Origin of the sequence: Luteitalea sp. (assembly GCA_009377605.1) — a bacterium.
Classification (GTDB): domain Bacteria; phylum Acidobacteriota; class Vicinamibacteria; order Vicinamibacterales; family Vicinamibacteraceae; genus WHTT01.
On the sequence record WHTT01000087.1, the window covers coordinates 1 to 26,211 of the forward strand.

The following is a 26,211-nucleotide window of genomic DNA, read 5'->3' on the forward strand; positions in this document are numbered from 1 at the left end:
ATCCCAGCTCGTCGGGCAGCCGGCACAGATGCCGTCGCAGCACTCCGATTCGAATAGCGCATTTTGGCCTTTGTCCCAACTCGCGCCTTCTTAGCGAAGACCATTTCAATCAATCAATGCCGAACGCCAAAGACTTCCGTCGCATCGTGCTCGGTCTGCCAGATGCCATCGAGAGCGCCCACATGGGGCACCCGGACTTTCGGGTGAACGGCCGGAGATTCGCGACCCTGAACCACGACCAGACCAGGGGCATGGTCGTGCTGACGCCAGACCAGCAAGAGTGGTTCGTCCGTGAGAACGCGTCGGTGTTCCAGGCGGAGAGCGGCGCATGGGGGCGCTCGGGATGCACGCGCGTTCATCTCCACTCGGTGGATGAAGAGACGCTCGGCGAAGCGGTGACGCTAGCCTGGCAGAACAGCGTCGCGAAAGGGCCGGCCCGTTCGAAGGCGAAGACGTCGGCCAAACGCGCGGCGTCGACCGCTACGGCGCCGAAGCGCGGGCGACAGACGCGTCCGCGCTGATCGCGGCCGCCAACTCCCAACGTATTTTGATAGCTAGTGGGCTGTAGCCTTTTGGCGTACCGAGCAGCGATGGGAGAACTGCCCTAATGTCAGTGGCAATGGAGCCGGAGTTGGCCCCTGCGTCTATCGACGGGAGTTGACAGAGGGACCTTCATGCCTGATACTTCCATCGACCAACGATGGGAATCACGAACCAGCCACACGACCTGCTACCGGGCACGCTCGACCTGCTCGTGCTGAGGACGCTCCAGCGTGGCCCGACGCACGGCTACGGAATCGCTCAACATCTCCGGATTACGTCACAGGAGGTCTTGCAGGTCGGCGAGAGCTCGCTCTACCCCGCACTCCAGCGGCTGCTGCTCAACGGGTACGTCAAAGGTGAGTGGGGCCTGTCAGACAATAACAGGCGCGCGCGCTACTACACCCTGACTGCGGCGGGTCGCAAACGACTCGCGGCCCAGCGCAAGGACTTCGACGTACTCATCGGCGCCATGCAGCGTGTCCTCGAGCCTGACGCGTGAAGAGGCGCGACGACATGAGGGTCCACCTTCGCCGTCTCGCCTATCTGTTCCGCCGCCGACGCGCCGAAAGCGAGCTTGCCGAAGAGCTGCAGTTTCATCGTGAGATGGCGCAGCGTGAGCTCCATCGCTCGGGCGTGCCCGAGGAGGAAGCAGCCCGCACGGTCAGTCGTGCGATGGGCAACACGACGCTCGCCCGCGAGGATGCTCGCGCGGTCTGGATCTCGCCATGGCTCGATGGCCTCTGGCAGGACGCGCGACACGGCGTCAGAAGCCTTCGCCGCAGTCCTGGCCTCGTGGCCGTCAGCGCCTTATCGCTGGGGATGGGCATCGGCCTCAACGCCCTTCTGTATATGGGCGCGACCACCGTGTACCGACACCAGCCGACGATGGCCGATCCGGATCGGATGGTGGGCGTGGAACCGGGGAACGCCAACCAGTTTTCGTATCCCGACTATCGGGACCTCGTACACAGCGGCATCTTTGCCGACGCGTTGGGCTTCAGGACGACGGCGTTGAACCTGGGTTCGCGTGAAGGGTGACACGCATTGGCGCCCTTGCGGTGACGACGAATTTCTTCGACCTGCTCGGCGTGCAGGCCCAGGTCGGCCGCACGTTCTCGGCGAGCGAGGCGGCAGCGGAGCGAGAACCGCGCATGGTGGTCATCACCCACCCGTTCTGGCAGCGCCGCTTTCGGGCCGATCCAGGCGTCATCGGGGAATCGCTCAGGCTGAACGGCCAGTCTTTCCTCATCGTCGGCGTCCTTCCGGAAGACTACCGCGCGGTCACTGGGTGGATGGGGCCACAGCTGTATGTTCCGCTCAGCAGGTTGATCCTGCCGACCCTCGACGAGCGCGGAAGCCCGAGCCTCAGCGTGATGGCCCGGCTCGCTCCCAATGCCACCGCCGCGCAGGCACAGTCCGCGGTCACGGCGCTTGGGGCGTCACTGGAGCGAGCCTATCCCGCGCGGAACGAAGGAATGGGGCGGCCGTCCAGCGTCTTTCCGGCGGAAGCCATGCAGTTCAGGGGCACGCCGGCGCAGTTCTTTCTTGCTGCGGGTCTGCTGTGGGCGAGTGTAGCTCTCGTCCTCGTCATCGCGTGTGTCAACGTCACGGGACTCCTGATGGCGCGCGCCGCCCACCGACGGCGTGAGATCGCGATTCGAGTGGCGATCGGCGCGGGCCGCGGACGAGTCGTGCGGGCGATGTTTGTGGAAAGCTTCCTACTGGTCCTGGCTGGGTCCGCGGTCGGGCTGCCGTTGGCATTCGCGCTGAGTCAGGTCCCGTGGCCTGGAGCGATCGGGCTGATTCAGAACACGATGGCCGTGGACAGCAGGCTGCTGCCGTATGCCCTGGCACTTGTCGTGGTCACGACACTGTTCTGCGGTGTCCTTCCCGCCGTCAGGGCCACCGGAGCCAACGTCGTGACAGAGATTCGGCAGGGCGGAGACGGGGCGACCGCCAGGCTGTGGCTGCGACACACGCTGGTCGTTGGCCAGGTCGCCCTCTCGGTGATGTTGATCGTCTTCGCGCTGTTGTGCGTGCGAAGCCAGATCTACATTGGCACGGCGAATCTTGGGTTCGACATCGACCATGGCGTGGTCGCCCAGTTCAGCCTCGACCCGAGTCAGTATCCCGGGGACGAACGTCTCCGCTTTGCCGACTCGATTGTGGAGCGAGTCGAGCGGCTCCCTGGTGTATCTTCGGTGAGCGTCGCGAGCCTGGTGCCGCTCGGAGGGGATTCGCTGGCCAGGAGCTTTCACCCCGCGGGTCGAACCGACATCGCAGGGTCCAGGCCGTCAACACACAGCGTCGGTCCCCGCTACTTCGAATCGCTAGCGATACCCCTTCTGCGAGGGCGCGACTTCGACGCGTCGCACGTGGCAGGCACACCCGCAGTGGCGATCATCAACGAGACGTTCGCGAAGACGCACTTTCCAGGACAGGATGTGGTGGGCAAATGGGTGCAGACGGGCGATGAGCCTGAAGCCGAGGTGATTGGCCTCGTCCGAGACAGTCGGATCGATACAATCGGCGAGGCTCCTCAATCAGTCATCTACTATCCGTTCGCACAGCGTCCCGGCCGACTCGTTCTGCACGTGAGGACGTCGGTACCCCCCGAGCGCCTGATCGCCATGCTCGGTCGTGCTATGTCGGGCGTGGATGCGACGGTCCCGGTGAGCGTGCAAACGTTGCGCAGTGCCACCAGTCTCGAGTTGACGATGCGCCGGGCCGGAACGTTTCTGGTGGGATCGATCGGGGCGGTCGGGCTCCTGCTGGCGCTCATCGGGCTGTACGGCGTGATGGCGTATGTGGTTGCCTCGCGGACGGCCGAGGTCGGCATCCGGATGGCGCTTGGCGCGTCTGGCCATCGCATTCGATGGGAGGTGCTGCGCCGTGGCCTCCTTCTGGTCGCGGCCGGTGTCGTGATCGGCGGCGGCGCCTCGTTGGGCCTGGCGCCGGCGCTCCGGACGTTCCTCGTCGGTGTGAGCCCATTCGATCCTGTGGCGTTCGCAACTGCGGCGGCGTTGCTCGCGATTGTCGGTCTGGCCGCAGGCCTTGTCCCCGCGCACCGTGCCTCGCAGGTCGATCCCATCCGCGCGTTGAGACAGCAGTAGAACGATCTTTCTGGTCGTGTCGTGTCCAAGCGTGAGGGCCTGCGAGACCTCGGCAGTGGTGCGAGAGTGATGATCTCCTTGGCCAACCGGGAGACTGTCAAGCTGTGAACAAACGCTCGATTCTCGTCATCGCTGCCGTCGTCGTCGTGGCCGCGGTGTTGTGGCTCGGTGGGCAGGTGCTCTGGAACGCACTCCTTGCAATGCACGGCCGCTGACGAGCGGTCATTTCATCCTGATGGCCTCGCAGCGCGCGACTCATGTCCTCCAGTCATCGCTGGGCATGATCCGCCGCATGAACTCGTCGAACAGAGGAACCGTAAATGCGGTGTCCCCGTGGTGCGGACTCCAGATCATGCCTTTCGCGATCAACTGACTCCGCGTGGGACCGAGGACCGTCACTTCGCGGCCGAGCGCGTCCGCAATCTCGCCGGAGCGGTGCGGGCCAGGCCCTAGTTCAGCCATTGCCCTGAGATACCGCTTTTGTGCGGGAGTGAGCCGGTCGAACCTCACGCGAAAGAAGCTCTCATCAAGGGCCGCGATCGCTGTTATTGATGCGCGCTCAACGTCCTCGAGCACGATGGGGGACGCATCAGCCACGTCCCACGAATGCTTGCCCCATTCCTGCAAGAAGTATGGATAACGACGGGTCTCAGCCATTATGCGATCGAGGGCGTCAGCCGTGATGTTGGCACCGTGGTCGTGTGTGGGTTTCTCGATCGCGCGCTTGGCCGAGTCGAGCGAAAGGCTGCCAATCTCGGGAAAATCGAAGAGGCGCTCAGCATAAGACTTTGCGCGCCCCGTTCGACCTCTCAGCTGCGGGAGTCCTGCCCCGACGAGGACGACCGGGAGCCGGCGCTGTGCTGTGCGATGGAGAGCAGTAATAAGCGCGGCAAGCTCCTCCTCCGGCACGTATTGGAGCTCGTCAGCGAAGATCGCCAGCGCCGTGTCAGCACCATGTACGGCGATTCCCGCTGCCTCGAGCAAGGCTTGCAGGTCATGCTCCAAGTCGCCGTTATCGGCGAGGCCGGGCTCGGGTTCGAAGTCCAGCCCCACTTCGATATCAGCGTACTTTACCTTCAGCGCCCTCGCGAATCCGGCTAGTCCCCGCAGCGCACGCTGAGCGAGTGCGCGCGCCTGCTCCTTGCCCGACAGCCTCAACAGCGCCTGTCGCAACTGAGGAGCCAACGTCGCCGGCAAAGAGCGATCTTCCGGGGCTTCCACTCGAACAGTCTCGATGCCTGACGCTTCCGCATCGTCCCGCATGCGATCCAGCAGGACCGTCTTGCCCACGCCTCTGAGCCCGACCATCAGGATGCTCTTGCTGGGCAACCGGCGGCGGACGCGTTCCACGGCGACACGAACCCTTTCACGAAGCTCGTCGCGGCCTGCAAGCTCCGGTGGAGGGGTGCCGGCACCAGGGGCAAAGGGATTTTCCACGGGGTCCACGCAGCAATTATATGAAATTTTGCGAGTTTAGCCAGTTGCGATAAACTCAGTAAACTCGATCAAATCGAACGAGCGTCCTTTACCCGAGGAATTGCATTGCACAGGAAAGTATTTCTTTCGTTGCAGTTCCGGTCACACTGTCCGGAAGCGCGACCTGCCCAGGCAGTACCAAGGCGAGCTGACCGCTGCGGACTACTCGCGCCGCAGCGCGTTCATCGGCGCCAGGGTCAGTGCCGGCCGTGCCGAGAGCAACGCCGCGCCCGCAACGACCGTCCCGAAGACAAGAGGCACAGCGCAAAAACCATAGGGTCGAGCGGCGTCAGGTCGAACAGCATGCTCTCCATGTAGCGTGTCAACGCCACGCCGGCAGCGAGTCCGACCGCAATGCCCACTCCTGCCAGTCAAAACGAGTTGCGTCGGTCTTATGCCTGAACACCGGCGTGTTTCCGGATCTCCCGTTGTAGTCTCTGACGTTACAGATCCACCGCTCGCTTGCCGCCGCGGCGTTCCAACAATGCCGCAATCCCGGTGGCGTGCGCAGCGTGCGCAACGTCCAAGGCGGTGACTCCATTGCCGGCGACGATGTTCGGATTGGCTCCCTTCTCTAAGAGAAGCTCAACCAGTTCCTCGCGCTTCGATGGGTCGAGCTGGTGAATGCCGTCGACATCCTCGATCTGCACCCACGCGGCCCAGTGCAGCGGTGTGCACTGGAGCAACTCCCACTGATCGAGCCGTTTGTTAATGGAGGCAGGGTCTTCTCGCAGTCGTGCCTCAATGTGCTCCCGAAGATCGAAGCACACCGCATCGTGTAGATCGATGGCGCAGTGGGCCCGCATCCATTGAAACACTTCACCCTGTTTATTGCGCTGCGCCCATGACAATGGCGTCGAGTTGAACGGGTTGGCCCGGTTGCTCATGTCAGCGCCCTTCGCCACGAGTCGCTTGACCATGCCCAGATCACCCTCCCACGCCGCGCGGTGGAGTGCCCCGCCGTTGTTGACGCCGGTCATGTTCCAGTTACCGTCCTTCTCGAGCAGAAAGTCCACAGTTTCGAGTTGCCCTCTCACGTACGCAAACAGCAGCGCCAGGCCGATGGCGTCGCGCGCGCTGAGTAGCTTGCCACGTCGGCGCGGGCGCGACCGCAATCGTCCGTCATCGTCGAAGAAATCACGCAGCAGGTCCATCCTCCCCAGCCCCGCGGCTGCGAGCACGTCTACGTGCGCGCCGAGCGCGATTAGCTTGTCGGCGGCGCGCGGCGCGTGGTTGGCCAGCGATCCGTCCAGGCAGCCGTCGCGGAGGTGCAGCCCGGCGCCGTACTGCCGCAGCACGTCGACCAGCCGTCCGGTGACGTTCGCGTCGCTGGCCTGCTTGCTCGTGAGCAGCAGACCCATGGTGGTGCCGCCGTTCGGCCCGATCGTCCGCGCGTCGACCTCGGCGCCGGCGTCGAGTAGCAGCCGCGCGATGTCGGCGCTATTCTGCGGCGGTGGCGGCAGTGTGCCGGCCAGGCGGCCTCGATCCGGATTGCCGGCGACGTGGTGCAGCAGCGTTGCCGCGGTGAAATAGTGATACGGCGGATCGAGATTCGTGCGCGCGCGCACGAGTGTGGGATCGGACGCGAGCAGGGCGCGCAATCGATCGAGGTCGCCCGCGTCCATCGCGGCGACGGCCTCGTCGAACTGCGGATGCGGCTGGAACTGCGCGACCTCGTCGGCCAGCTCGACGCGCTGTTTGAGCCTCGGCCAACTGTCGAAGCCGTACTCGCGCGCGATCACGAGTTGCGCGTCCGAGAGGCGGATGGGCCTGGCGAGCGCCGCCTGCGGCGACAGGCCGCGCATGCCCGGATGGTGCGCGATCATACGCGCGCCCGCAGACGGTTGCGCCTGGCGATGCGCACGACGCAGCTCGCGCGCCTGCTGCTTCAGATGATCGAGGTTCGGACGTGGAGGGAGAGAACGGTTAGGCACACGCGCTCCTTTCGCAAAGCGCCCGTTGTCCGCGCGCGGGCCGAAAGAAGCGTCGGATTCTCTTCGTTACTCGTAGGCGGGACTCAGTCCCTTTCCGCGGACGGGAAGCGCCCTACGCACTTGATTTAAAAGTAGCCCACACGTTCGCTCGAGTCAATACACTGCTGCGGACTACTCGCGCCGCAGCGCGTTCATCGGCGCCAGGGTCAGTGCCGGCCGTGCCGAGAGCAACGCCGCGCCCGTGACCACGGCCGCGAAGACAAGAGGCACAGCGGCAAAACCCACGGGATCGAGCGGCGTCGGGTCGAACAGCATGCTCTCTAGTTCTCGGACGAGCCCGGTATCGTCTCACTTCACTAGGATGTTAAGTCGTCAGCGCGCCCCGCGCGGCTCATTCTCCAGCCCGCGATCGCCAGTCGCCGCGCAGAAACGCGAGCGCCGTCTCAGAAAATCGCTCGACCACCTCCTCGAGCACCGGGCTGTGGCCACCGTTCGGAATCACCCACAGATGCGAGCCACGAATGCCATGGTGCAGGTCGAGCGCAAGCGACACTGGATAGAGCGGATCGCGGTCGCCGAAAACAATCGCGTGTCGGCTGTGATGGTTGACAGGTACGGAGGCGTGAAGTTCACATCGTCATAACTGTCCGCCAACGCCCGTGCGCAGGCAAACAGCTGGTCAATCTGGCGAGCGCCGTGAGTATGGCGCTGCCGCATTAGCTGCATCTCGGGCTCGCTCAGCGTCGCCTGGGATGACTGGCGCTGGATCGCGCGCGCCTGCTGCGGGAAGTACGGCGGGGCGCTGATGAGCACCATGGACGTGATCAGCGAGGGTGTGGCCGTCGCGAGGTGGAGAAGGGTGATCCCACCACCACTCAGCCCAATCGCCTTCACACTGTCCAGGCGAAGGTGCCGCAAGAGGGCCGCGATATCCCCGGCGGACTGCCGGAATGTGTAGGCGCCGGCTAGGCTGGTCGACGCGCCGTGACCGCGCATGTCCGGTGCAATCAGACGATAGCCGTCTGGCGGCTGTCTGAAGATGTACTTCCAGTCGGAGCCCGCTCCCATGAATCCGTGGAGCCACAGCAGCGGCTCCCCTTCGCCGATGATCTCGTAATGCAGCTCGATGCCGTTGATCTCGAGGACCATTGCGCCTCCTCTTCTCGGAGGCGATTGTGGCGAGATCTGCGGACAAGAAACAGTCTGGTTTTGCGGCGAGTTATAATAGAGACGTCTTCACAAATTGGGCGGAACTCGCCGATGGAGTCGCCCCTGCGGTCGTGGTGACTCCCGAACATGACGAGCAGAGAGCACTTGATTCGATGGCAATCAGCGATCTGGGTTGCCCTTGCAATTCCTCTGGCAGCCCAGGCACCAGAACCGCTCGTCATCGATCCTGCGAAGACAAATGTCGGGATCCACGTTGGTCGGTCCGGCATCTTTGGGTTCGCCGGGCACGAACATGAGATCGCGGTGCCTGCCGTGCAGGGACAGATCACCCTGGACCGCGCGGACGTGACGAAATCGACCATCGCTGCAGAATTCGACGCCACCGCATTGAATGTCACCGGCAAAGGGGAGCCACCCGAGGATGTTCCCGAGGTGCAGCAGGTGATGCTCAGTGAGCGCGTCCTCGACGTTCAGAAGTACCCGACCATCACGTTTCATTCCCGGCGCATCGCCCTGGTGCAGCAATCCTCCGACCGAATGACGCTTCGCGTCGCCGGAGACCTCACATTGCACGGGGTCACGCGACCCTTGAGCGTGCCGGTGCAAGCGCGCCTCACGGCCGATGGGCTCACGGCCAGCGGCAAGGCCACTGTACGGCAGACGGACTTCGGTATCCGACCCGTTACGGCGGGAGCTGGCACGGTCAGAGTGAAAGACGAGGTTGAGATCAACTTCTTGGTGACGGCACGGCGGCCTTGAGGGTCGTCCAATGCCGCGCCCGCCATCGAGTCCTTCTGGACAACAGGCTCGTCACTGCCCTTTTTGCCGGACTAGTAGACATTCTACACAATAATCTGTAGAATGCTTACGAAATGGCTCGAAATCCTCCTTCCCGCGTAGAGCTCTTGCAAGGCACGCTCGACTTGCTCATCCTGCGCACGGTGCTCGCCGGACCCACGCACGGGCATGCCATCGCCAAGCACATTCAGAGAACCTCGGAGGATCTGCTCCAGGTCGAGACCGGGTCGTTGTACCCGGCGCTCCACCGGCTGGAGGCGAAGGGCTGGGTCGCGGCGTCCTGGGAGCTGTCCGAGAAGGGCAAGCGCGCGCGCTTTTATCGCCTCACGCGGCTCGGGCGCAAACAGCTCGCCGCCGAACGATCGAAGTGGGAAACCTTCACTCGTGCCATGGCATTGGTTCTCGACCCTGCCGATCAGGAGGCCAGATGAACACCTTCTTTCGCAAACTGCGCTGGCTGATGCAACGGCGCAGCAAGGAAGCCGAGCTGCGCGAGGAGCTTCAGTTCCACCTGGAGGAGGATGCGGAACAGCGTCAAGGAGACGGGTTGGCCGAGGACGAGGCCCGAAGGACGGCGCGCCGCGAATTGGGGAACCTCACACTTGTAGAGGAGGACACTCGCACCGTGTGGGGTTGGACCATCCTCGAGCAACTCGCGCAAGACACGCGCTACGCCTTCCGCACGATCGCTGCCAACCGGCTGTTTACGTTGCTGGCGGTCTCGTCACTCGCGCTCGGAATTGGAGCCAACACCGCAATCTTCAGCTTCATGGACTCGATCCTGCTGCGATCGCTGCCAGTCTCCGATCCGGAGTCGCTGGTCGTGCTGAACTGGCACGCCAAAGACACCGGACGTGACTTCGTCATGAGGGGCAGCAGTGGCACCACCTATGACGATCCCGAGGCGGGAACGACGGGTGGAATCTTTCCCTTCCCGGCCCTTGAGCTGTTCCAGAAAAGAAGCGACGTCTTTTCGAGCGTATTTGCCCACTGGCAGTCGAGGGAAGTAAGCAGTCTAAACCTGACAATCAAGGGACAAGCCGACCTCGCCAACGGCTGGAACGTGTCGGGCGACTACTTTCGTGGACTCGGTGTTGCCCCCGCCGCGGGCCGGCTGATCATTCCGAGGGATGATCGCGCGGGAGCGCCGCCGGTGGCTGTCGTCAGCTACGGGCTCAGTCAAAGGCGTTTCGGGGGCGCCGCCAGCGCGGTTGGCCAGTCGATTCTGATCAACAATCTGCCGTTCACCGTGGTGGGGGTTACACCGCCTGGGTTCTTCGGTGTCGATCCCGCAGCGGCTCCGGACGTCTATCTCCCGGTGCACGCCAACGAGTTGCTGGGAGCGGGCCAGCAGTTTGGCTTTCGACCCGAGGCGTATCTCGCGCGGGACTACTATTGGATCCAAATCATGGGTCGATTGCGTCCCGGAGTCAGCCGGGCGCAAGCGCAGGCCATGCTGGCGCCATCATTTCGGCAATGGGTCGTAGGCACAGCCGCCAACGACCGGGAGCGCGCGAATCTTCCCGCGCTGGTCGTCGATGACGGCGCGGGCGGGCTGGACAGGCTGCGCCGGCAGTACTCACAGCCACTTCTCGTGCTGATGGCGCTCGTGGGACTGATCCTGGCGCTCGCATGCGCCAACATTGCGAATCTGCTGTTGGCACGCGCCGCTGCGCGCAGGCGCGAGATCGCGTTGCGACTGAGTCTCGGAGCAGGCCGGCTCCGCATCGTAAGGCAACTGCTGACCGAAAGCGTTCTCCTGGGGTTGCTCGGCGGGGCCGCTGGCGTTCTACTCGCGATCTGGGGAATTGATTTCCTCACGGGGCTACTGGCTAACGGCCAGCCGAACTTCACACTGCGTGCAGAGTTGAACTGGCACGTGCTGGCCGCGGCGGCTGCGCTTTCACTTTTCGCAAGCATTCTCTTCGGTCTTGCTCCGGCACTCGAGGCGACGCGCGTGGACGTCATGCCCGCCTTGAAGGCCACGCAAGCTGGCCACCCGTGGGCGGACCGTACGCGACAGCGGCTCAGCCTCAGGCACCTGCTCATGGTGGGGCAAATTGCCATTTCGCTGCTGATGCTGGTTGCTGCGGGGCTCTTCGTGCGGACGCTTACGAATCTGCAATCGATCGAGCTTGGATTCAACCGCGAGAACGTGCTGCTGTTCCAGGTGGATGCCCGAAAGGCCGGATACGAAGAGGTCGAGATTTCCGCCTTTTACCGCGATCTCTACACGCGGTTCACGGAGATCCCTGGCGTCCGGAACGCGAGCCTTGGGCAGACGTCGCTCATCGAATCAGGGCATGGACTGCCGCTCGGCGTATCCGGCGCGCCACCGGATCCGGCCAACCGCTACTTGACCGTCGGTCCGGCGTTCTTCGCGACAATGCAGATCCCAATCCTGGCTGGCCGTGATTTCCAGGAGAGTGATCGCTCTGGCGGGCCGGCCGTTGCGGTGATCAACGAGGCGTTTGCCAAGGCAAATTTTGGCGATCGGAATCCGCTGGGGCAGCACCTGATTCTTTGGGTGGCAGGGGAGGCAGGCCGCGTTGCGCGCAAGATGGAGATTGTGGGTGTGTCCAAGAACGCGCGCTATGGTGGCCTGACGAGCGCCATTCCTCCGGTGGCGTATTTCCCGTATGACCAAGGCTATCCGCAACCTGGTCAGATGGTGTACGCACTGCGAACGTTTGGCGACCCGCTCCGGTATATCGACGCCGTACGCGAACTCGTGCGCCAGGCTGACTCACGCGTCCCGGTCTCTGACGTAAGGACGCAGGCGGCCGACATCGACCAGACAATCAACCAGGAGATAACGTTTGCCAAGCTGTCCAGTGGCTTCGCCATTCTGGCGCTGGTAATCGCCTGCGTCGGACTCTACGGCACCGTTTCATACAACGTCGCCCGCCGCACGGGCGAGATCGGCATACGGATGGCGCTCGGCGCGCAACGCAGCAGCGTCGTGCGGATGGTCCTGCGTGACGTGTTGGTGTTGGCGGCCGTGGGACTGGCAATCGGCATGGGCGCCGCGTTGGCGACGTCGGATCTCCTCGCATCGTTCTTGTATGGAATCGAGGCCAACGATCCTCCGGCGTTTGCGCTGGCGGTAGTGACGCTGCTCGGCGCGGCACTTCTGGCCGGATACGTGCCGGCACGGAAGGCGTCTCGAATCGACCCGATGACGGCGGTACGCCATGAGTAAGCCGCCTCTTTAGGCAATGAGCCAGCATTCGGGAATCCGCTGCTGATTCGCGAGGAGGGGTACGAAATGAACGGCATCCGGTGGGTGGACGGGTTGGCCCAGGATCTCCGGTACGTGCGCCGGCAGCTTCGACGTAGCCCCGGTTCCGGCATCGTGCCGATGCTGATGATGGCCCTTGGCATTGGCGCCACGACCACCCTGTTCAGTCTGACCTACGGCGTGCTGCTCAAACCGCTTCCCTGGTCGGAGCCCGATCGGATCGTCCGTCTGCAGGAGACGCGTGGCGGCAGTCCAGGCCGCGTCCCATGGACGATCAGCAATACGACCTATCACGCCTGGCGCGAACGGCCCGCCACCATCGAGGGGATCGGCGGCTGGATGCGCAGCCAGTTGATGACGATGACGGTCGGAAGCGGAGAGGTCGAGCGGCTGGTTGTCGGCAGGGTGACCCCCAGCCTGCTCCGCGTATTGCGGGTGCAGCCGAGGGCCGGCCGACTGTTTGCCGAAGACGAGGCAACGGCACGCGAAGCCGCGGGAGTCGTCGTGCTCGCATTTGGACTCTGGCAACGTCGCTTCGGCGGTGACCCAGACGTGATCGGCCGAACCTTGCGCCTTGACGATCGCTTACTGACCATCGTGGGGGTCATGGAAGAAGACCTCGCCTTCCCCGACCGCGAGACGCAAGCCTGGCTGCCGCTAGAGATTGCGCGAGTCAGGACCGGCGCCGACGTGATTCCGGGCCAGATCTTCAACGCAGTGGCGCGCTTGCGGGACGGCGTCACGGCGCAACAGGCGGCGAGCGAAGCGACGGCGCGTGGACGCGCCGCGCCGAGCCTCGGAACGGCCGGCGTGGCGCTGTTTGGCAGCAGCGGCGCCATTGCGGTCGCCGCGATGCCTGCACGCGACGCCCTCACTGCCGACGTGCGCCCCGCGCTGATTGTGCTCCTGGCCGCTGTCGGCCTCATCTTCTCAACCGCCCTCGCGAGCGTACTCGTGCTCCAGGCCTCCCGCGCGATGAAGCGGCGCCGGGAGATGGCCGTGCGCATGGCGATCGGCGCCGGCGCGGGACGCCTCGCACGCCAGTGGCTGGTCGAGAGCGCAACCCTCGGCGTCGGCGGCGGGACTGTCGGTCTACTGGTCGCCGCAGGGCTTCATCGGCTCCTGCCGGTGGTTCTACCGCCCGATTTTCCGCGCATGGACGAAGTGGCCATCGATACGCAAGTCGCAGGCTTTGCGAGTGTCCTGACCCTTGCGGCCATCATCGCCTGCGGGCTCGTGCCTGCGCTCCAGGTGCGAGACCAAAGCCTCATCGAGTCGCTGGCGGGAGACGCCACGGCCCCTGGGCCGGGCGCGGCGACCACGCGCTCGACGCGCGTCCTCACGGCGATGATGGTGGCGCAGGTCGCCATCGCGTGCGTGCTGCTCGTCGGGACGGTACTCCTCGCGCGCAGCTTCACGGCACTCTTGGCCGCCGACCGAGGCTTCAATCCGCACGACGTGCTCACGGCGCATCTCACAACCAAAAAGACGCCGTTCGCGTTGCTGTCGGGCGGGGTCGAGCGTGCACAACAGCGTCTGCAGGCGCTGCCTGCCGTCGTGGACGTGGGCTTCGGCAACGCACTGCCGTTCGTCACGACAGGAGGATTGGGCGGGTTCACGATGCCTTCCCCGAAGGATCCCGACTCCAAGGTCCAGGTTCAGACGCTGATGCGAACGGTCAGTCCCGAGTATTTCCCCGCACTGGGCCTCCGCGTGATTGCCGGACGCGCGCTTGATCGAGCAGACACGGCGTCCTCGAGGCCTGTGGTCGTGGTGAACAGGACGTTCGCGGCGCAGTACCTTGACGTCGATCCCATCGGCACCGTCCTTCCGATCGCCATCGGTGCACGCCGCGAATGGGAAGTCGTTGGTGTGGTAGACGAGGTTCGACAGGGTGGACTGAGTGGCCTTGCGCCCGCGGCATTTGGCGGTGTGGCAGACCCTCCACAGCCGGAGATGTTCTTTACCTATAGCCAGTCGCCTGACAACGCAGTATCGGAGCTCGCGTACGTCATTCGTGGCGGCGCCAGTTCGGCCAGTCTCGCACCCATGCTTCGAGCCATCCTGCGGGAAGAAGCTCCATCGCTTGCCATCGATTCCGTGATGACGATGGAGGATCGCGTGATGCACAGCCTTGCGAGGCCACGCACCTACGCGGTGCTACTCGGCGGATTTGCGCTGTTCGCCGTCGCAATCGCCGCGGTGGGCCTGTTCGGCGTGATGTCCTACATCGCGACGCAGCGGACACGGGAGATCGGTATCCGTACAGCGCTCGGCGCCCAGCCGCACGACATCATGCGCCTCGTGACAAGAGAGGCGCTGGCAATCTACACCGGCGGGCTCGTGATCGGCCTGGCTGCGGCGTTCTTCCTGGTGAAGTCATTGGCCCCGCTGCTCTACGGCGTGTCCATTCATGACGCGACGAGCTTCATCGCCGTGCCCATCATTCTGAGCGTCGTTGTCGCCGTTGCCTGTGTCGTGCCCGCACGTCGAGCGACGCGCGTGAGTCCGTTGGTGGCCTTGCGACATGAATAATGGAGTTCTAATCCGACTGCAGTGCCACCAGCGGATCAATGCGCGCGGCTCGCCTCGCAGGAAACCAGGCCGCGCCGATCGAGACGATGAACACCAGCGCACACACGACCGCCAAAACCGTGGCGTCAACTTGCCCAAGGCCTGGAACATGAGCCGAAACGACCGCCCACAGCTCGAGAGCCGTGGCTAGCCCGATCCCGATACCGGCCGCCGCGTGCAGTGCCCCTTCGCCAATCACTTGGCGCCGTACGACAGCGGATGTTGCACCGATGGCAATTCGAATTGCGATCTCGCGTGTGCGGAGACGCACGAGGTAGCTGACAATCCCGTACAGTCCCAACGCCGCGAGGCCGAACGCAACACTCCCGAAGGCGACCATCGTGGTCATCGTGAAGTGCCGCGTCGCCAAATACTCCGACCGGACCTGGCCGAATGTCTGAAGATTGTAAAGAGGGAGGCTCGCGTCCACGCGGGCAACAGCCGCGCGAATCGAGGGTACGGCGTCTTGGAAACGCGATCCGGCGCGCACGACAACAAAACCAGTCGCGTTGATGGGGGTTTGTGCGAATGGCACGTAGACGGCTGGTTCGAGATCACTTTCGGGACCGCGCATTCTGACGTCGCGGACGACCCCAACAACTTCGGCCCATTGCTCGCTGTCCAGGCCGGCGCTCACCCGGCGGCCGAGAATGTCGCGAGGCTGCATGCCCAATGCCCGCACATAGCCTTCACTCACGATTGCTGTTCGCAAGGCGCTCGCACGATCCGCGTCAGTGAACGCTCGACCGGCCAGTACATCAATCCCGAGCGCCGAAAAGTAACCAGTGGTTGCCGACAGGCGCAGGGCATCGCGAACGCTATTGGTTGCCGGGAGGGCCTGTCCTTCGAGCGCCATCGGCTGCGACGGCGTAATCATCGTCCGGCTCCCGGGAAGATGGTTGGTAGCCCCGACCGCTTGAACGCCTGGCACTGGTTGCAGCTCCTCGCGAAGGCGCTCGTAGAAGCGACGGATCTGGTCGGTAGACGAGTATGTCGCCCTTGGAAGGGTGATCTCCATCACGACGGCCGTTTCATTCCGAGCGCCAAGATCGACGGCCGTTAACGCACCAACCGTCTTGACGATCGTCGTGGCGGCAATGAGGATAGCAACGGCCATCGCAATCTCCAGTGTGACCAGAGCGCTCCGAAACCGTCGCCATCCTCTGCTCTCTGTGGTCGATGAGCTGACCCGAAGGGCAATCGCCGCACGCCGCTGAGCGGAGACGGACGGCGCTAACCCAATGAGGCCCGCGGCTGCGAGCGATAGAAGACCGAGAACGGCGAGCGCTCGAACGTCGATAGCGGCCGTGCGTCCACCATACAGCCCTGCCGGAATGAATATCCGAATAGCGTCCAACGTCCAGAATGCAATTGGCATGGCGACCAGCGCTGCAACAGCCGCGAGGAGCAGACTCTCGCTCGACACCTGCCTGACCAGACGCAGTGTCGAGGCACCAATCGCGCGTCGCACGGCGAACTCCCGTTCACGTGCGCTGACGCGGGTGAGCAGGAGGCTTGCGGTGTTCAGACAGGCGACGAGCAAGACCAAAAGCGCTGCGGCCACAAGGAGAACGAGCACTGGACGAACGTCCCCGACGAGGGCTTCCCGAAGCGGAGTGACCTTCAGACTTGACGACCGAGCATCCTGCCTCGTCATCGGTCCCCGTTGAATCAACCGAAGCACCTCCTCCCTGGCGCTGGAAGGAGTCACGTGCGGCGCCAGCCGAGCCACGAACGCCGGGGTCGCAACCTGGGACGCGACCTGAGGATCAGACGCTCGAGGAATCCAGACGTCGGATGCTTCGGGAAACTCGACGCGTTCTGGCATGACGCCGCTGATTGAGAACTCTCGGCCATTCAGAGTGATCGTCTGGCCCACCACCGATGGGTCTGACTGAAATCGCCGTTGCCAGAGGCGATAGCTGATGACCGCGATCCGATCGGTCGCCTTCAGGTCCGCATCGGTGAACGCTCGGCCAACGGCTGGCGTGACGTTGAGCGCAGCGAAGAATCCTGGCGTCACGGCGGCGGCACGCAGTCGCTCCGGATTTCCACGCCCGAGGTTCAAGCCCACTAACGGAGTATGCTCCAATGTTTGCAAACGAATGACCGTCGCTAAGTTCAGGTGCGACGACTGGAAAGGCCAGCTCGACGCCGGTCTCGGTCATACGCAGCGGTAGGCGCGTAAAGACACCATCAATTCGGACGAGTCGATCTGCGGCCGGGTATGGCAGCAGACGAAGCAGCACGGCATCGACGATACTGAAGATGGCAGCATTGGCGCCGACTGCGAGCCCCACGGAGAGGATCACAGTCGCACCAAAGCCTGGCGAGCGTCTGAGTTGACGGGCGGCGTGCTTCAGGTCTCGACTTATGTCGTCGACGAACCGGACGCCACGAGCGTCGCGATGTTCCTCCTTGACTTGGTCGAGCCCTCCGAACTCGAGGCGAGCCTGACGGACTGCTTCTTCTCTGAGCAGCCCCGAGCGGACATGACGTTCTACCTGCTGCTCGATGTGGAAACGAAGCTCCTCATCGAGCTCCTGCTCGACCGCCCCTCGTTTGAAGATCGAACGAAGCCGAAGGATCCAATCGGTTAGCATTGCGACCCTGTCACGCGCTCTCAGACGGTCTCCAGACATCGTGCCTCCTTGCGCTTCGACAGGAGTATACTGCCAGAGAACCGTTACTCGACCTTCAGCGCATGGAGCGGATCGATCGCTGTCGCACGGCGGGCAGGGCCGGCTGTCGCAAGGACGGTCGCGACGAGAAACAGCGCTGCGACCGCCGCGAGCGCAATTGGATCGGCGCCCGGCGTTTCGAAGAGGAAGCTCGCGAGGAGGCGACCGAAGAAGTACGCGCTGGCCACGCCCAGCACGATCCCGATGATCGCCAATGTCAGGCCCTGGCGCAGCACGAGCCGCAGCACGGCAAGGCGGCTCGCACCGAGCGCCATCCGCAGGCCGAACTCGCGGGTCCGCTGGCTGACGCTGGTGCCGATGACCCCGCCGATGCCCGCCAGCGTGATCGCCAGGGCGACCAAGGCGAAGATCGAGAGGAGTGCGGCCGTGATTCTCGTCTGGGCCAGTTGCGTCGTCCGCCGGATCTCGGCAATCGTCGTGATTTCTTCCACCGGTGTGTACGGGTCGGCGCCGTGGACTGCAGCCTTGATGACGGGCACCAGGTCTCGCGGATCACCATCGGTGCGAGCAAGCAGGCGGAAGCCCCTACCGGGTGACTGACGACCGCTCGATAGTACTGCGCCGGGTTCTCCTGCTCGACGTCGTAGAGTCGGTAGACGGCGGCGACGGCAATGACGGTGAACGTCCGCTCACCGTCGAAGTCGCGGGCGGTGAATCGCCGGCCGACCGGGTCCGCCCCCTTCCAGAGCTTCGCCATGGACTGGCTGATGATGGCGACTGGCGGCGATTCAGGCGTGTCGCTCGGCCGGAAGTCTTGGCCGGCCAGCAGCGGCACGCCCAGCGTGTCGAAGTTGGCAGAGACAGCAGGAGGCAGCTCGCACATATCCCTCTGTATCAACAGTTTAGGGCTGTCTCCCCCGCTCATGCCCCCAGAATCGCCCAAACCCTGAGGAGCAAGTACCAAAACAGTGAATTCGGCCCATGCGTGCTCAGGCACCCAGTTGTCAAAGCCGCACGTGCCGATCACTACGTCATCTGAAATCCTTGCCAGCGCCCATTTGCAGGAGCTGCGGTCGGCGTACCCCTGTTGGGACTTCTCGATCAGGACCTCGACGGAACGGCGGCTCTGAACTGGGTAGCTGGTGTGCTCGATAACAACGGGATCCACGAGGTAAGCCAATAGGCTCGCGGCATCGTTCGATCGCAGCGGTCGAAGCCGCAGCGTCCCCCATTCGATAGTTGGTGCAAGCGGCGGAATGCTCACTTGTTGCAGCATGGGTGCGCTCGTCGGGAATACCAGAAAGAGAGCGACACAAGCTCGTGGCGCTCAGCAGTGAGCGGCGAAAGGTCGAGTGATCCGAGCAACTCGTCGATCGTCGATGCGGCGTTTGTGAGGATCTATGCGTGCTGTCAATCCGTGCGGCCTCCGACACGGCCACGCCAGCACGGCCAGGCTGTGCCAACCGCGGGCTGTCGGCGACCGGTCAGATTACGAAGAACTCCATCAGCACTTCGTCGTCCTCAACACCGTCGATCATCACCTGGCGTGTTAACCGGCCGCAGTCCTGGAACCCCAAACGCCGGTAGTACCCCTGTGCGGCGGTGTTGGATCCGCGAACCTGGATGACGAGTTTCCGATAACCTGCGTCACACGCGAAGGACGCGGTGGCCTTCCACAGTTGACGGCCCACGCCTCGCCCTCGCCACTCCGGAAGAATGAACGTTCCGACCTGACCGACATGCGTCATCGACTCGAGGAGCGGTGACCACAAGTCAAGACTCTGAAGACCAACGATGCCTCGCGCATCGACGGCCACGTGAAATGCCTCGCGCGGTGAGAGCGACTCCAAATAGCGCCGCTCCTCTTCGACGGTCCAGGCACGATCGATGGCCGAATGGATCCGTTCCGCAGCGATCGCCGCAAGTACAGCGGCGATTCCGGCGGCGTCCGTAGGAAGGGCTCGTCTGATTCTCAGAAAGGACTCCACTGGCAGCGCTCGCTTCAACACCACGTCAGTATCGCCGGATTCCTCGGTAGTGAGGCCCAGCTTCAGAGCGCGCCTGGACGTTTACCAGGCGGTTCGGGTTAGTCTATTCCGACCTTCCTGGGAAGCGCTCGACGTGGCCTGAAAGAACGACCGCGCCACGCGTCCGCGAACCATCGGCCACGTGGTCGCGTAGGCTTCACGTGGCCGTAAGGCAAAAGGAGCGTGACGTGGACGACCGTGTCTCGCGGCGGGAATGCTTGACTCGATGCCTGACGCTGGCGGGTGGAGCTCTGGTGGCTGGCGTGCCGGCGCACGACGCGTTCGCTGGCAAGGAGGCGATGCGTCCGCCGGCCGGACGCGGACGGCGCGTCAACAGCGTGCTCGGACCGATCGCTCCCGATCGGCTCGGGCTCACGTTGATGCACGAGCACGTGCTCGTGGACTTCATCGGCGCGGGTCAGGTGAGCGCTTCACGCTACGACGCCGACGCGGTCTTCACGCGCGTGCTGCCCCACCTCCGGCAGCTCCGGACACGCGGCGGTGCCACGCTGGTCGAGTGCACACCGGCGTATCTGGGACGCGACCCGCGGCTGCTCCGCCGGCTTGCCGAGGCGTCTGGTCTCAATATCCTGACGAACACGGGCTACTACGGCGCGAACCAGGACAAGCATCTCCCGCCACACGCGTTCACCGAGACCGCGGAGCAGCTCGCGGCTCGCTGGGTGCACGAGTGGGAGCATGGGATCGACGACTCCGGCATCAAGCCCGCGTTCGTGAAGATCGGTGTGGACCCCGGTCCGCTCTCCGCGGTGGACGCCAAGCTGGTGCGCGCGGCGGCGCTGACGCACAAGGCAACGGGACTCCCGATCGCCGCGCACGGCGGCAGCGGCGTCGCGGCGTTCGAAGAGCTCGACTTGGTCGAACACATGGGGATGCCGCTGCACGCGTTCGTCTGGGTGCACGCGCATGCCGAAAAGGACGGCTCGCTGCACGTGCGCGCGGCGAAGCGCGGCGCCTGGGTGGAATTCGACGGCCTCAGCGATCAGAGCCTCGAGACGCACGCGACGCTCGTCTCGCGAATGAACGAGGCGGGGCTCCTGGACCGCGTCCTCGTCTCGCACGACGCCGGCTGGTATCACGTGGGCGAGCCGGACGGCGGCCAGTTCAGGCCGTTCGACACGCTGTTCACGAAGTTCGTGCCGGCGCTGAAGGCCGGCGGCTGGTCCGAGGCCGACGTGCGCCGCCTGCTTGTCGACAATCCGCGCCGCGCGCTGACCGGCGCCGCCTCCGCCTGAAGGGCGACGTGCTCACGCGGCCGACAGGGCTTGAGGCGTTCCGACCACTCGCCTGAGCCTCGCGAGTGCACCTGTCGCCGGCGTGCACTACCGCTTCGACGAAGACGACGCGGAGCGGTTCGGCGAGGAAATCGCGAGGATTGCGGTGGGCGCGGCTCTTCCGCGAGCGCCACGGTCACGGCTGGGATCGCGACCGCGACTGAGCGCGGTCACGGATGCCGCTACTGCGGAGCCCAGAATGGTTCCCCGGCCTGCACGAGCTGCACCGGCAGTTCGGGAGCCAATCCCTTGATCCACTGCGCCATCTCCAGCATGCCTGGTTCCTCGGAGATGACGTGGCCGAGCACGATCCAGCCCTTCGCCATGCCCAGCGTGACGGCGTCCAGCACGTACGCGGGGGAATCGAACGCGCCGTCCGCCTCCTGCTGCTCGCCGCTGATCACCACGTCGATCTCCTGCCCGCTCACGGTCGGCGTGGCATAGCCGACGCCGAGCTGAATCCTGCTGATGTTCGCGTCGGGATCGCCGACGACTCTGAGCGCGCGTGCGCCGGTGCGCCGGCTGATATCGGCCGCCAGCGCGCCCAGCGTGGTCTCCGGAATCACGAACCGGTGCGAGCCCGCCGCGGTCTCGTAGCGTCGGTCGAGGCCGATGGCACGCGCGGAGCCGACGTAGGTGAAGTCCGGCCGCTGCGCGTGCATGTGGTCGTGCAGGCGGAGAATGACGATGTTGTGGCGCGTCAGGAGATCCGTCTTCGTCTTGTACAGCGGGTCGCCGCTGACGATGGTGGTGTCATCGCGATCGTTCCAGAACGTGACCTCGTGCGGGAGGATCATGTTGAGGCCGGCCGCGGCGGCGCGCCGGATGACGTCGAGCGTCGCGAAGGCGGTGGTCGCAATGCCGGTGACCACGGTCTCGGGACCGCCCCACTTGTACGTGTCCCGATAGGTGTTCTCGCGCCAGGGTACGCCGAGATTCTTCCTGATGCGGTCGACGACCTCTCCGGCGGTCATCGGGCGGGCCTCCAGTAGAGATCTCCAGCGGGCAGATGACGAATCGGCGCTTCGGGCACGAACGTCCGGAGCCAGTCCGCGCAGGCTTTCATCCCGGGCTCCTCGGAGACGATGCGCCCGACCAGGACGAGCGCCTTGCGCTCGCCGGCCGCGACCTTGTCGCGAACGTACTCCACGGACTCCCATTCGCGCACTTCGCCCGCGACGATCACGTCCACGGCCGGCATCATCGTCAAGGTGGCCTGGAGTGGCGTCGATCCGGGCAGCAGGCCGACGCGCGTGACGCGCATCTTCGGGTCGCCCACGACGCGGATGCCGCCCCGCGACCGCAGCCTCTTCTTCACGCCATTCACCAGGGCTTCCAGGGTTGTCGGCGGCACGTCGATGTGCCGCGGCTCGGCAGCCGATTGACGCGTCGCCCATCCCAGCGCGCGCGCGAGCCCTTGCGTCAGCGGATCGGGCTGACGCCGGCGCCAGTGGTCGATCAGGCGAACGATGACAAGTTGGTGTCTGGTGACGAAGTCGGTCTTCGCGCCGAGCACCGGGTCCGCCGGCGGAACGCGCGCATCACCCTTCGCGTAGAACGCCGGCTCGCCGGTGATCACGATGTTCGCGCCGCCCTTCGCGGCCTGCTGCAGCACGGCCAGGGTCGCCAGCGACGTGGTCGCAACGCCGCGGACGGTGGCGGAGGGCGCGCCCACCTTCACGCCGTCCACGGAACCGGTGCTCCACTCGACGCCGATCTGCGTCTTGATCCGATCGAGCAGGTCCTGCACGGTGATGACGGCGGTGCTGGCCGACGTCCCGCGCCGCCCGAAGGGCACCACGGTGGCGGAGAGGGCCATCGCCGCGAACTCGCGTCTGGAGAGCTCGCTCATGCGTGCAGCGATTATGACCCCGAAACCGGGGCGCCGCGCTCGCGCTCTAGTCTCGAATCGACCCGATCATGGCGCTACGCCGCGAGTAGGTCGCACCGCGCTCACTCGACTGAGAACCATTACTCGCCTTTCAACGCGCGGAGCGGATCGATCGTGGTCGCACGGCGAGCCGGGCCGGCTGTGGCAAGGGCGGTCGCGATCAGAAACAGCGCTGCAACCGCTGCGAGCACGATTGGATCGGTGCCCGGCGTGTCGAAGAGGAAGCTCGCGAGCAGGCGACCAAAGGAGTTCGCGCCGGCCACGCCCAGCATGATCCCGATGATCGCCAATGTCAGGCCCTGGCGCAGCACAAGCCGCAGCACGGCAAGGCGGCTCGCACCGAGCGCCATCCGTAGGCCGAACTCCTGGGTTCGCTGGCTGACGCTGGTGCCGATGACGCCGCCGATGCCCGCCAGCGTGATCGCCAGGGCGACCAACGCGAAGATCGAGAGCAGTGCGGCGGTGATTCTCGGCTGGGCCAGCTGCGTCGTGCGCCGGATCTCGGCAATCGTCGCGATGTCTTCCACCGGGGTGTCGGGATCGGCGCCGTGGACTGCAGCCTTGATGACGGACACCAGGCCTCGCGGGTCGCCGTCGGTGCGAACCAGCAGGCGAGACCCCCTACCGGGTGACTGACTCACCGCTCGATAGTACTGTGCCGGGTTCTCCTGCTCGACGTCGTAGAGTCGGTAGTCGGCGGCAACGCCAATGACGGTGAACGTCCGCTCGCCGTCGACGTCGCGGGCGGTGAATCGCCGGCCGACCGGGTCCGCGCCCTTCCAGAGCTTCGCCATGGATTGGCTGATGATGGCGACTGGCGGCGATTCAGGCGTGTCGCTCGGCCGGAAGTCTTGGCCGGCCAGCAGCGGCACGCCCAGCGTGTCGAAGTACTGGTCGCTTGCATAGTTGCGATCCACCTCGACCCCACGCCGCACGCCATCGTCGAAGCCCTCGAGCGTCACGGGGACAAAGCCCGGCGAGATGGCCGACTGTGGAACGGCGCTCGTCAACGCGGCGGCACGCACGCCCGGAGAGGACCGCAGCGCGGTGAGCACCTCGGCTTCGAAGCGCCGCGAATCAGCGTCGGTCGCCTGGCTCGTGAAGTTCCCGTACGTAGCGGCCGTCATGACGCGCTCGGTCTCGAAGCCGAGGGGCGTCGTTGCCAGTCGGTAGAAGCTCTCGAGCAGTAGCGCGGCGCCGACGACAAGCGCGAACGACACCGCCACCTGGGCGACGACCAGCCCGGACCGCAACTGATGCTTCCCGGTGCCCTCTCCGGTTTGCGCACCGCCATCCCGCATGCGGCTTGCCAGGTCGCGCCGTACGACCACCGCCGGTGCAACGCCGAAGGCGATGCCGGTGCCGATCGACCCGAGGAGCGCGAAGGCGAGAACGACGCCGTCGATGGCGATCTGGCCCGTGCGCGGCGTGAAGCGGCCCACGAAGTCGACGAGCAAGTCCAACGAGAGCCAGGCGAGGCCCGCGCCGAGCGCACCTCCGGCGAGCGCGACGACGACGCTCTCCGTCAGCAGCTGCCGGAGCAGGCGCCCGCGACTCGCGCCGAGCGCCGCCCGGACCGCCAGCTCGCGGCTCCGCCTGAGCGTGCGCGCGAGCGCCAGGTTCGCCACGTTCGCGGCCGCAATGATCAGCACGAGCAGGGTGACGCCGACGAGCACATAGAGCGCCTGTCGCGCGTTCGAGACGAGCTCCTCGCCGAGCAAGACGGCCTCGCCCGTGAAGCCCAAGCTCCCTGTCTGCTCGTGATCCCGCGGGTAGCTCTGCTCGAACGAGCGCGCGATGGTCGCGATGTCCCACGACGCACGCTGGAGGGTCGCGCCCGGCACGAGCCGGCCGAAGACGTCGAGGCCTGAGAACGACCGATGGGTTGACGGCGAGGCTTCCTCCGCTGCTCGGAAAGGACAGGCCGCCGTCGGCATGTAAACGTCGTTCTCGCGGGGGTACTCCGGAAAGGCCGGCAGGACTCCCACGATGGTGTGCGGCCTGTTGTTCATCTCGAGCATGCGGCCAACGACGTTCGGGTCGCCGCCGAACTTTTGCTGCCAGTACGCGTGGCTCAACATGAGCACCGCCTCGGCGCCCAGGTCGTCGTCCGTCTCGATGAACACTCGGCCAAGCAAGGGCTCGATGCCCAGCATCTCGAAGAAGTTCCCGGACACGACGCCCGTGTCCACGCGGTCGGGCTCCCCGTGGTTGAGCAGCGTAAACGCCATCGAGTGATACTCGACGAGGTCGCGCACGCTCGCGAGCCGAGCGCGGTACTCCTGCAGCTCCTGAATCGAGACGCCAGCGTCTGGACGATGGGATTTCACGGCGGCCTGGCGCACGAGCACCAGCTCGTGGCCATTGCGGAACGGCAGCGGCTCGAGGAGCACGCCGTCGATCACCGAGAACATCGCCGTGTTCGCGCCAATGCCAAGCGCAAGAATCAGCACGGCCGCGAGCGTGTACCCGGGCGCGCTCGCGAGCGTCCGCAGGCGGTACCGCGCGTCCTGGCCGAGCGTGTCCCAGAACGTCATGCCCCGCGCGTCATGCACCTCCTCGCGGCCGCGGGTCACGGGACCGAAGTCGCGCATCCCTGCGTGCCGCGCCTCGCCTTCGCTCTCGCCGGCTCGCTGGCGCCGCTCCGTCTCCATCGCGAGGTGAAAGTCGACCTCCCTCCGAACCTCGACGTCGAGCCGGCCGCGGCCCGCCAACACGCGCAGACGACGAAACAGCCTGAACATCACGACACCGCCTGGAGAATGCGGACCACGGCCGCCGACACACGTTCCCAGTCGGCCTGGAGCCGCATCCACAGTTGCGGGGAGGTCTTCAAGAACCGCGACAGGCGTATCGGCGGTGATCCCCCGCTTGCCGAGGATGATCTCGTTCAAGCGGTTCAAAGAGACACGCAGCTGTCGCGCGGCGTCCATCACCGGCAGAGACCGCGGGATTCGGTCCGGAGCGGCACGAGCCGCGGAGGACGGGAAACCGTCTCCCGACAGCCGCCCTGGCGAAGCCAGGCTGGCGGGCCGTGCGGGATAGTGATGAGAACTATGTCTACGCTATAGCCCTCTAAATCCCTCCTAAATGTAACATTGAAGCGGTCGAGACCGCGCCAGCAACTTCTGGGCGCGCTTACGTTTGTCTGGGACTATTGAGCGATCAAACCGACGATCATGAACCGCTCGTTCAGTTCCAGTCCAAATTGAAAGGTCCCGTTCCAGCGCTCTCCGCCCTTATTGCTCTCTTGTCATCTCAACCAACTGGATGAGGTTCCCACATGTATCATCCAGAACCGCCATCCGCACAGGTCCTGCATCCATCGGCTGTTGCGTGAACGTGACCCCAAGCTCGCGAAGTCTTGCAAACTCCGCATCTAAATCCTGGACCTGGAAGGACGCTGCGGGAATGCCGTCTTTGGCGAGGGCGTCCTTGTAGGGCTTGACGGCTGGGCGCGCCGCTCGGAAAGTGATCCACTCGCCGATCGGAAACTAATCCACCTGG

19 protein-coding genes and 2 pseudogenes are annotated in these 26,211 nt (G+C 64.9%); 10 read left to right on the plus strand and 11 right to left on the minus strand.

All coding sequences use genetic code 11. The annotated features are described in order from the left end of the window. Window positions 1-116: 116 nt before the first annotated feature. From GEV06_22640 to GEV06_22655, 4 genes are all read left to right on the plus strand, one after another. Complete coding sequence (locus GEV06_22640) at window positions 117-521, plus strand: MmcQ/YjbR family DNA-binding protein (protein ID MPZ20681.1); 405 nt, start codon at window positions 117-119, stop codon at window positions 519-521. A gap of 179 nt (window positions 522-700) precedes the next feature. After that, a complete protein-coding gene (locus GEV06_22645; protein ID MPZ20682.1) occupies window positions 701-1,042 on the plus strand; it encodes a PadR family transcriptional regulator in 342 nt (113 codons plus the stop codon). Window positions 1,043-1,056: 14 nt separating this feature from the next. Continuing rightward, complete coding sequence (locus GEV06_22650; GenBank protein ID MPZ20683.1) at window positions 1,057-1,581, plus strand: hypothetical protein; 525 nt, start codon at window positions 1,057-1,059, stop codon at window positions 1,579-1,581. Next, complete coding sequence (locus GEV06_22655; protein MPZ20684.1) at window positions 1,578-3,656, plus strand: FtsX-like permease family protein; 2,079 nt, start codon at window positions 1,578-1,580, stop codon at window positions 3,654-3,656. The genes GEV06_22650 and GEV06_22655 overlap by 4 nt, the downstream gene beginning before the upstream one ends. 255 nt (window positions 3,657-3,911) lie before the next feature. On the opposite strand, the gene GEV06_22660 is transcribed toward GEV06_22655, so the two are convergent. The 3 genes and pseudogenes from GEV06_22660 to GEV06_22670 form a co-directional block, all read right to left on the minus strand. Next, window positions 3,912-5,102 carry an AAA family ATPase gene (locus GEV06_22660; GenBank protein MPZ20685.1) on the minus strand — a complete coding sequence of 397 codons (1,191 nt, stop codon included), beginning with the start codon at window positions 5,100-5,102 and terminating at the stop codon, window positions 3,912-3,914. Between the two features lie 473 nt (window positions 5,103-5,575). After that, window positions 5,576-7,066 carry a hypothetical protein gene (locus GEV06_22665; GenBank protein ID MPZ20686.1) on the minus strand — a complete coding sequence of 497 codons (1,491 nt, stop codon included), beginning with the start codon at window positions 7,064-7,066 and terminating at the stop codon, window positions 5,576-5,578. A 391-nt stretch (window positions 7,067-7,457) separates the two neighbouring features. After that, window positions 7,458-8,215: pseudogene (locus GEV06_22670) on the minus strand (alpha/beta fold hydrolase). A 147-nt stretch (window positions 8,216-8,362) separates the two neighbouring features. Between GEV06_22670 and GEV06_22675 the strand changes: the two are divergent. From GEV06_22675 to GEV06_22690, 4 genes are all read left to right on the plus strand, one after another. Next, on the plus strand, window positions 8,363-8,995 hold the full coding sequence (locus GEV06_22675) for a hypothetical protein (GenBank protein MPZ20687.1): 633 nt from the start codon (window positions 8,363-8,365) through the stop codon (window positions 8,993-8,995). Window positions 8,996-9,108: 113 nt separating this feature from the next. Continuing rightward, window positions 9,109-9,465 (plus strand): PadR family transcriptional regulator, encoded by a 357-nt coding sequence (locus GEV06_22680; GenBank protein MPZ20688.1) that lies wholly within the window; start codon window positions 9,109-9,111, stop codon window positions 9,463-9,465. Beyond that, window positions 9,462-12,236, plus strand: coding sequence for an FtsX-like permease family protein (locus GEV06_22685; GenBank protein MPZ20689.1), 2,775 nt, complete (start codon window positions 9,462-9,464; stop codon window positions 12,234-12,236). The genes GEV06_22680 and GEV06_22685 overlap by 4 nt, the downstream gene beginning before the upstream one ends. 66 nt (window positions 12,237-12,302) lie before the next feature. Next, the gene (locus tag GEV06_22690) at window positions 12,303-14,810 is read left to right on the plus strand and encodes an FtsX-like permease family protein (GenBank protein ID MPZ20690.1); all 2,508 of its coding nucleotides are present in this window, start codon (window positions 12,303-12,305) and stop codon (window positions 14,808-14,810) included. A gap of 7 nt (window positions 14,811-14,817) precedes the next feature. On the opposite strand, the gene GEV06_22695 is transcribed toward GEV06_22690, so the two are convergent. Continuing rightward, on the minus strand, window positions 14,818-16,923 hold the full coding sequence (locus tag GEV06_22695; GenBank protein MPZ20691.1) for an FtsX-like permease family protein: 2,106 nt from the start codon (window positions 16,921-16,923) through the stop codon (window positions 14,818-14,820). Between the two features lie 280 nt (window positions 16,924-17,203). Here GEV06_22695 and GEV06_22700 point away from each other — a divergent pair, with 280 nt between their 5' ends. After that, window positions 17,204-17,449 carry a hypothetical protein gene (locus GEV06_22700; protein MPZ20692.1) on the plus strand — a complete coding sequence of 82 codons (246 nt, stop codon included), beginning with the start codon at window positions 17,204-17,206 and terminating at the stop codon, window positions 17,447-17,449. Window positions 17,450-17,535: 86 nt separating this feature from the next. On the opposite strand, the gene GEV06_22705 is transcribed toward GEV06_22700, so the two are convergent. The 3 genes from GEV06_22705 to GEV06_22715 form a co-directional block, all read right to left on the minus strand. Beyond that, window positions 17,536-18,066: an FtsX-like permease family protein gene (locus GEV06_22705; protein ID MPZ20693.1), complete on the minus strand. Its 531-nt coding sequence runs from the start codon at window positions 18,064-18,066 to the stop codon at window positions 17,536-17,538. Next, window positions 17,748-18,767, minus strand: a complete 1,020-nt coding sequence (locus tag GEV06_22710) for a GNAT family N-acetyltransferase (GenBank protein MPZ20694.1) — start codon at window positions 18,765-18,767, stop codon at window positions 17,748-17,750. The genes GEV06_22705 and GEV06_22710 overlap by 319 nt, the downstream gene beginning before the upstream one ends. Window positions 18,768-18,975: 208 nt before the next feature. Next, window positions 18,976-19,545 carry a GNAT family N-acetyltransferase gene (locus GEV06_22715; protein ID MPZ20695.1) on the minus strand — a complete coding sequence of 190 codons (570 nt, stop codon included), beginning with the start codon at window positions 19,543-19,545 and terminating at the stop codon, window positions 18,976-18,978. Window positions 19,546-19,706: 161 nt separating this feature from the next. Between GEV06_22715 and GEV06_22720 the strand changes: the two genes are divergently transcribed. Further along, complete coding sequence (locus GEV06_22720; GenBank protein MPZ20696.1) at window positions 19,707-20,774, plus strand: phosphotriesterase; 1,068 nt, start codon at window positions 19,707-19,709, stop codon at window positions 20,772-20,774. Between the two features lie 221 nt (window positions 20,775-20,995). On the opposite strand, the gene GEV06_22725 is transcribed toward GEV06_22720, so the two are convergent. The 4 genes and pseudogenes from GEV06_22725 to GEV06_22740 all read right to left on the minus strand — a co-directional run bounded on the left by GEV06_22725 (window position 20,996) and on the right by GEV06_22740 (window position 26,159). Beyond that, the gene (locus GEV06_22725) at window positions 20,996-21,787 is read right to left on the minus strand and encodes a hypothetical protein (protein MPZ20697.1); all 792 of its coding nucleotides are present in this window, start codon (window positions 21,785-21,787) and stop codon (window positions 20,996-20,998) included. Then, complete coding sequence (locus tag GEV06_22730; GenBank protein ID MPZ20698.1) at window positions 21,784-22,665, minus strand: hypothetical protein; 882 nt, start codon at window positions 22,663-22,665, stop codon at window positions 21,784-21,786. The genes GEV06_22725 and GEV06_22730 overlap by 4 nt, the downstream gene beginning before the upstream one ends. A gap of 119 nt (window positions 22,666-22,784) precedes the next feature. Further along, window positions 22,785-25,640: an FtsX-like permease family protein gene (locus GEV06_22735; GenBank protein MPZ20699.1), complete on the minus strand. Its 2,856-nt coding sequence runs from the start codon at window positions 25,638-25,640 to the stop codon at window positions 22,785-22,787. Window positions 25,641-25,943: 303 nt separating this feature from the next. Next, a pseudogene (locus GEV06_22740) lies at window positions 25,944-26,159 on the minus strand (VOC family protein). Window positions 26,160-26,211 lie beyond the last annotated feature (52 nt).

Coding starts and splice junctions, on each gene's coding strand:
- GEV06_22710 (MPZ20694.1), bottom strand. CDS start 18,767: ATGCTGCAACAAGTGAGCATTCCGCCGCTTGCACCAACTATCGAATGG.
- GEV06_22650 (MPZ20683.1), top strand. CDS start 1,057: ATGAGGGTCCACCTTCGCCGTCTCGCCTATCTGTTCCGCCGCCGACGC.
- GEV06_22690 (MPZ20690.1), top strand. CDS start 12,303: ATGAACGGCATCCGGTGGGTGGACGGGTTGGCCCAGGATCTCCGGTAC.
- GEV06_22675 (MPZ20687.1), top strand. CDS start 8,363: ATGACGAGCAGAGAGCACTTGATTCGATGGCAATCAGCGATCTGGGTT.
- GEV06_22685 (MPZ20689.1), top strand. CDS start 9,462: ATGAACACCTTCTTTCGCAAACTGCGCTGGCTGATGCAACGGCGCAGC.
- GEV06_22640 (MPZ20681.1), top strand. CDS start 117: ATGCCGAACGCCAAAGACTTCCGTCGCATCGTGCTCGGTCTGCCAGAT.
- GEV06_22680 (MPZ20688.1), top strand. CDS start 9,109: ATGGCTCGAAATCCTCCTTCCCGCGTAGAGCTCTTGCAAGGCACGCTC.
- GEV06_22725 (MPZ20697.1), bottom strand. CDS start 21,787: ATGACCGCCGGAGAGGTCGTCGACCGCATCAGGAAGAATCTCGGCGTA.
- GEV06_22730 (MPZ20698.1), bottom strand. CDS start 22,665: ATGAGCGAGCTCTCCAGACGCGAGTTCGCGGCGATGGCCCTCTCCGCC.
- GEV06_22645 (MPZ20682.1), top strand. CDS start 701: ATGGGAATCACGAACCAGCCACACGACCTGCTACCGGGCACGCTCGAC.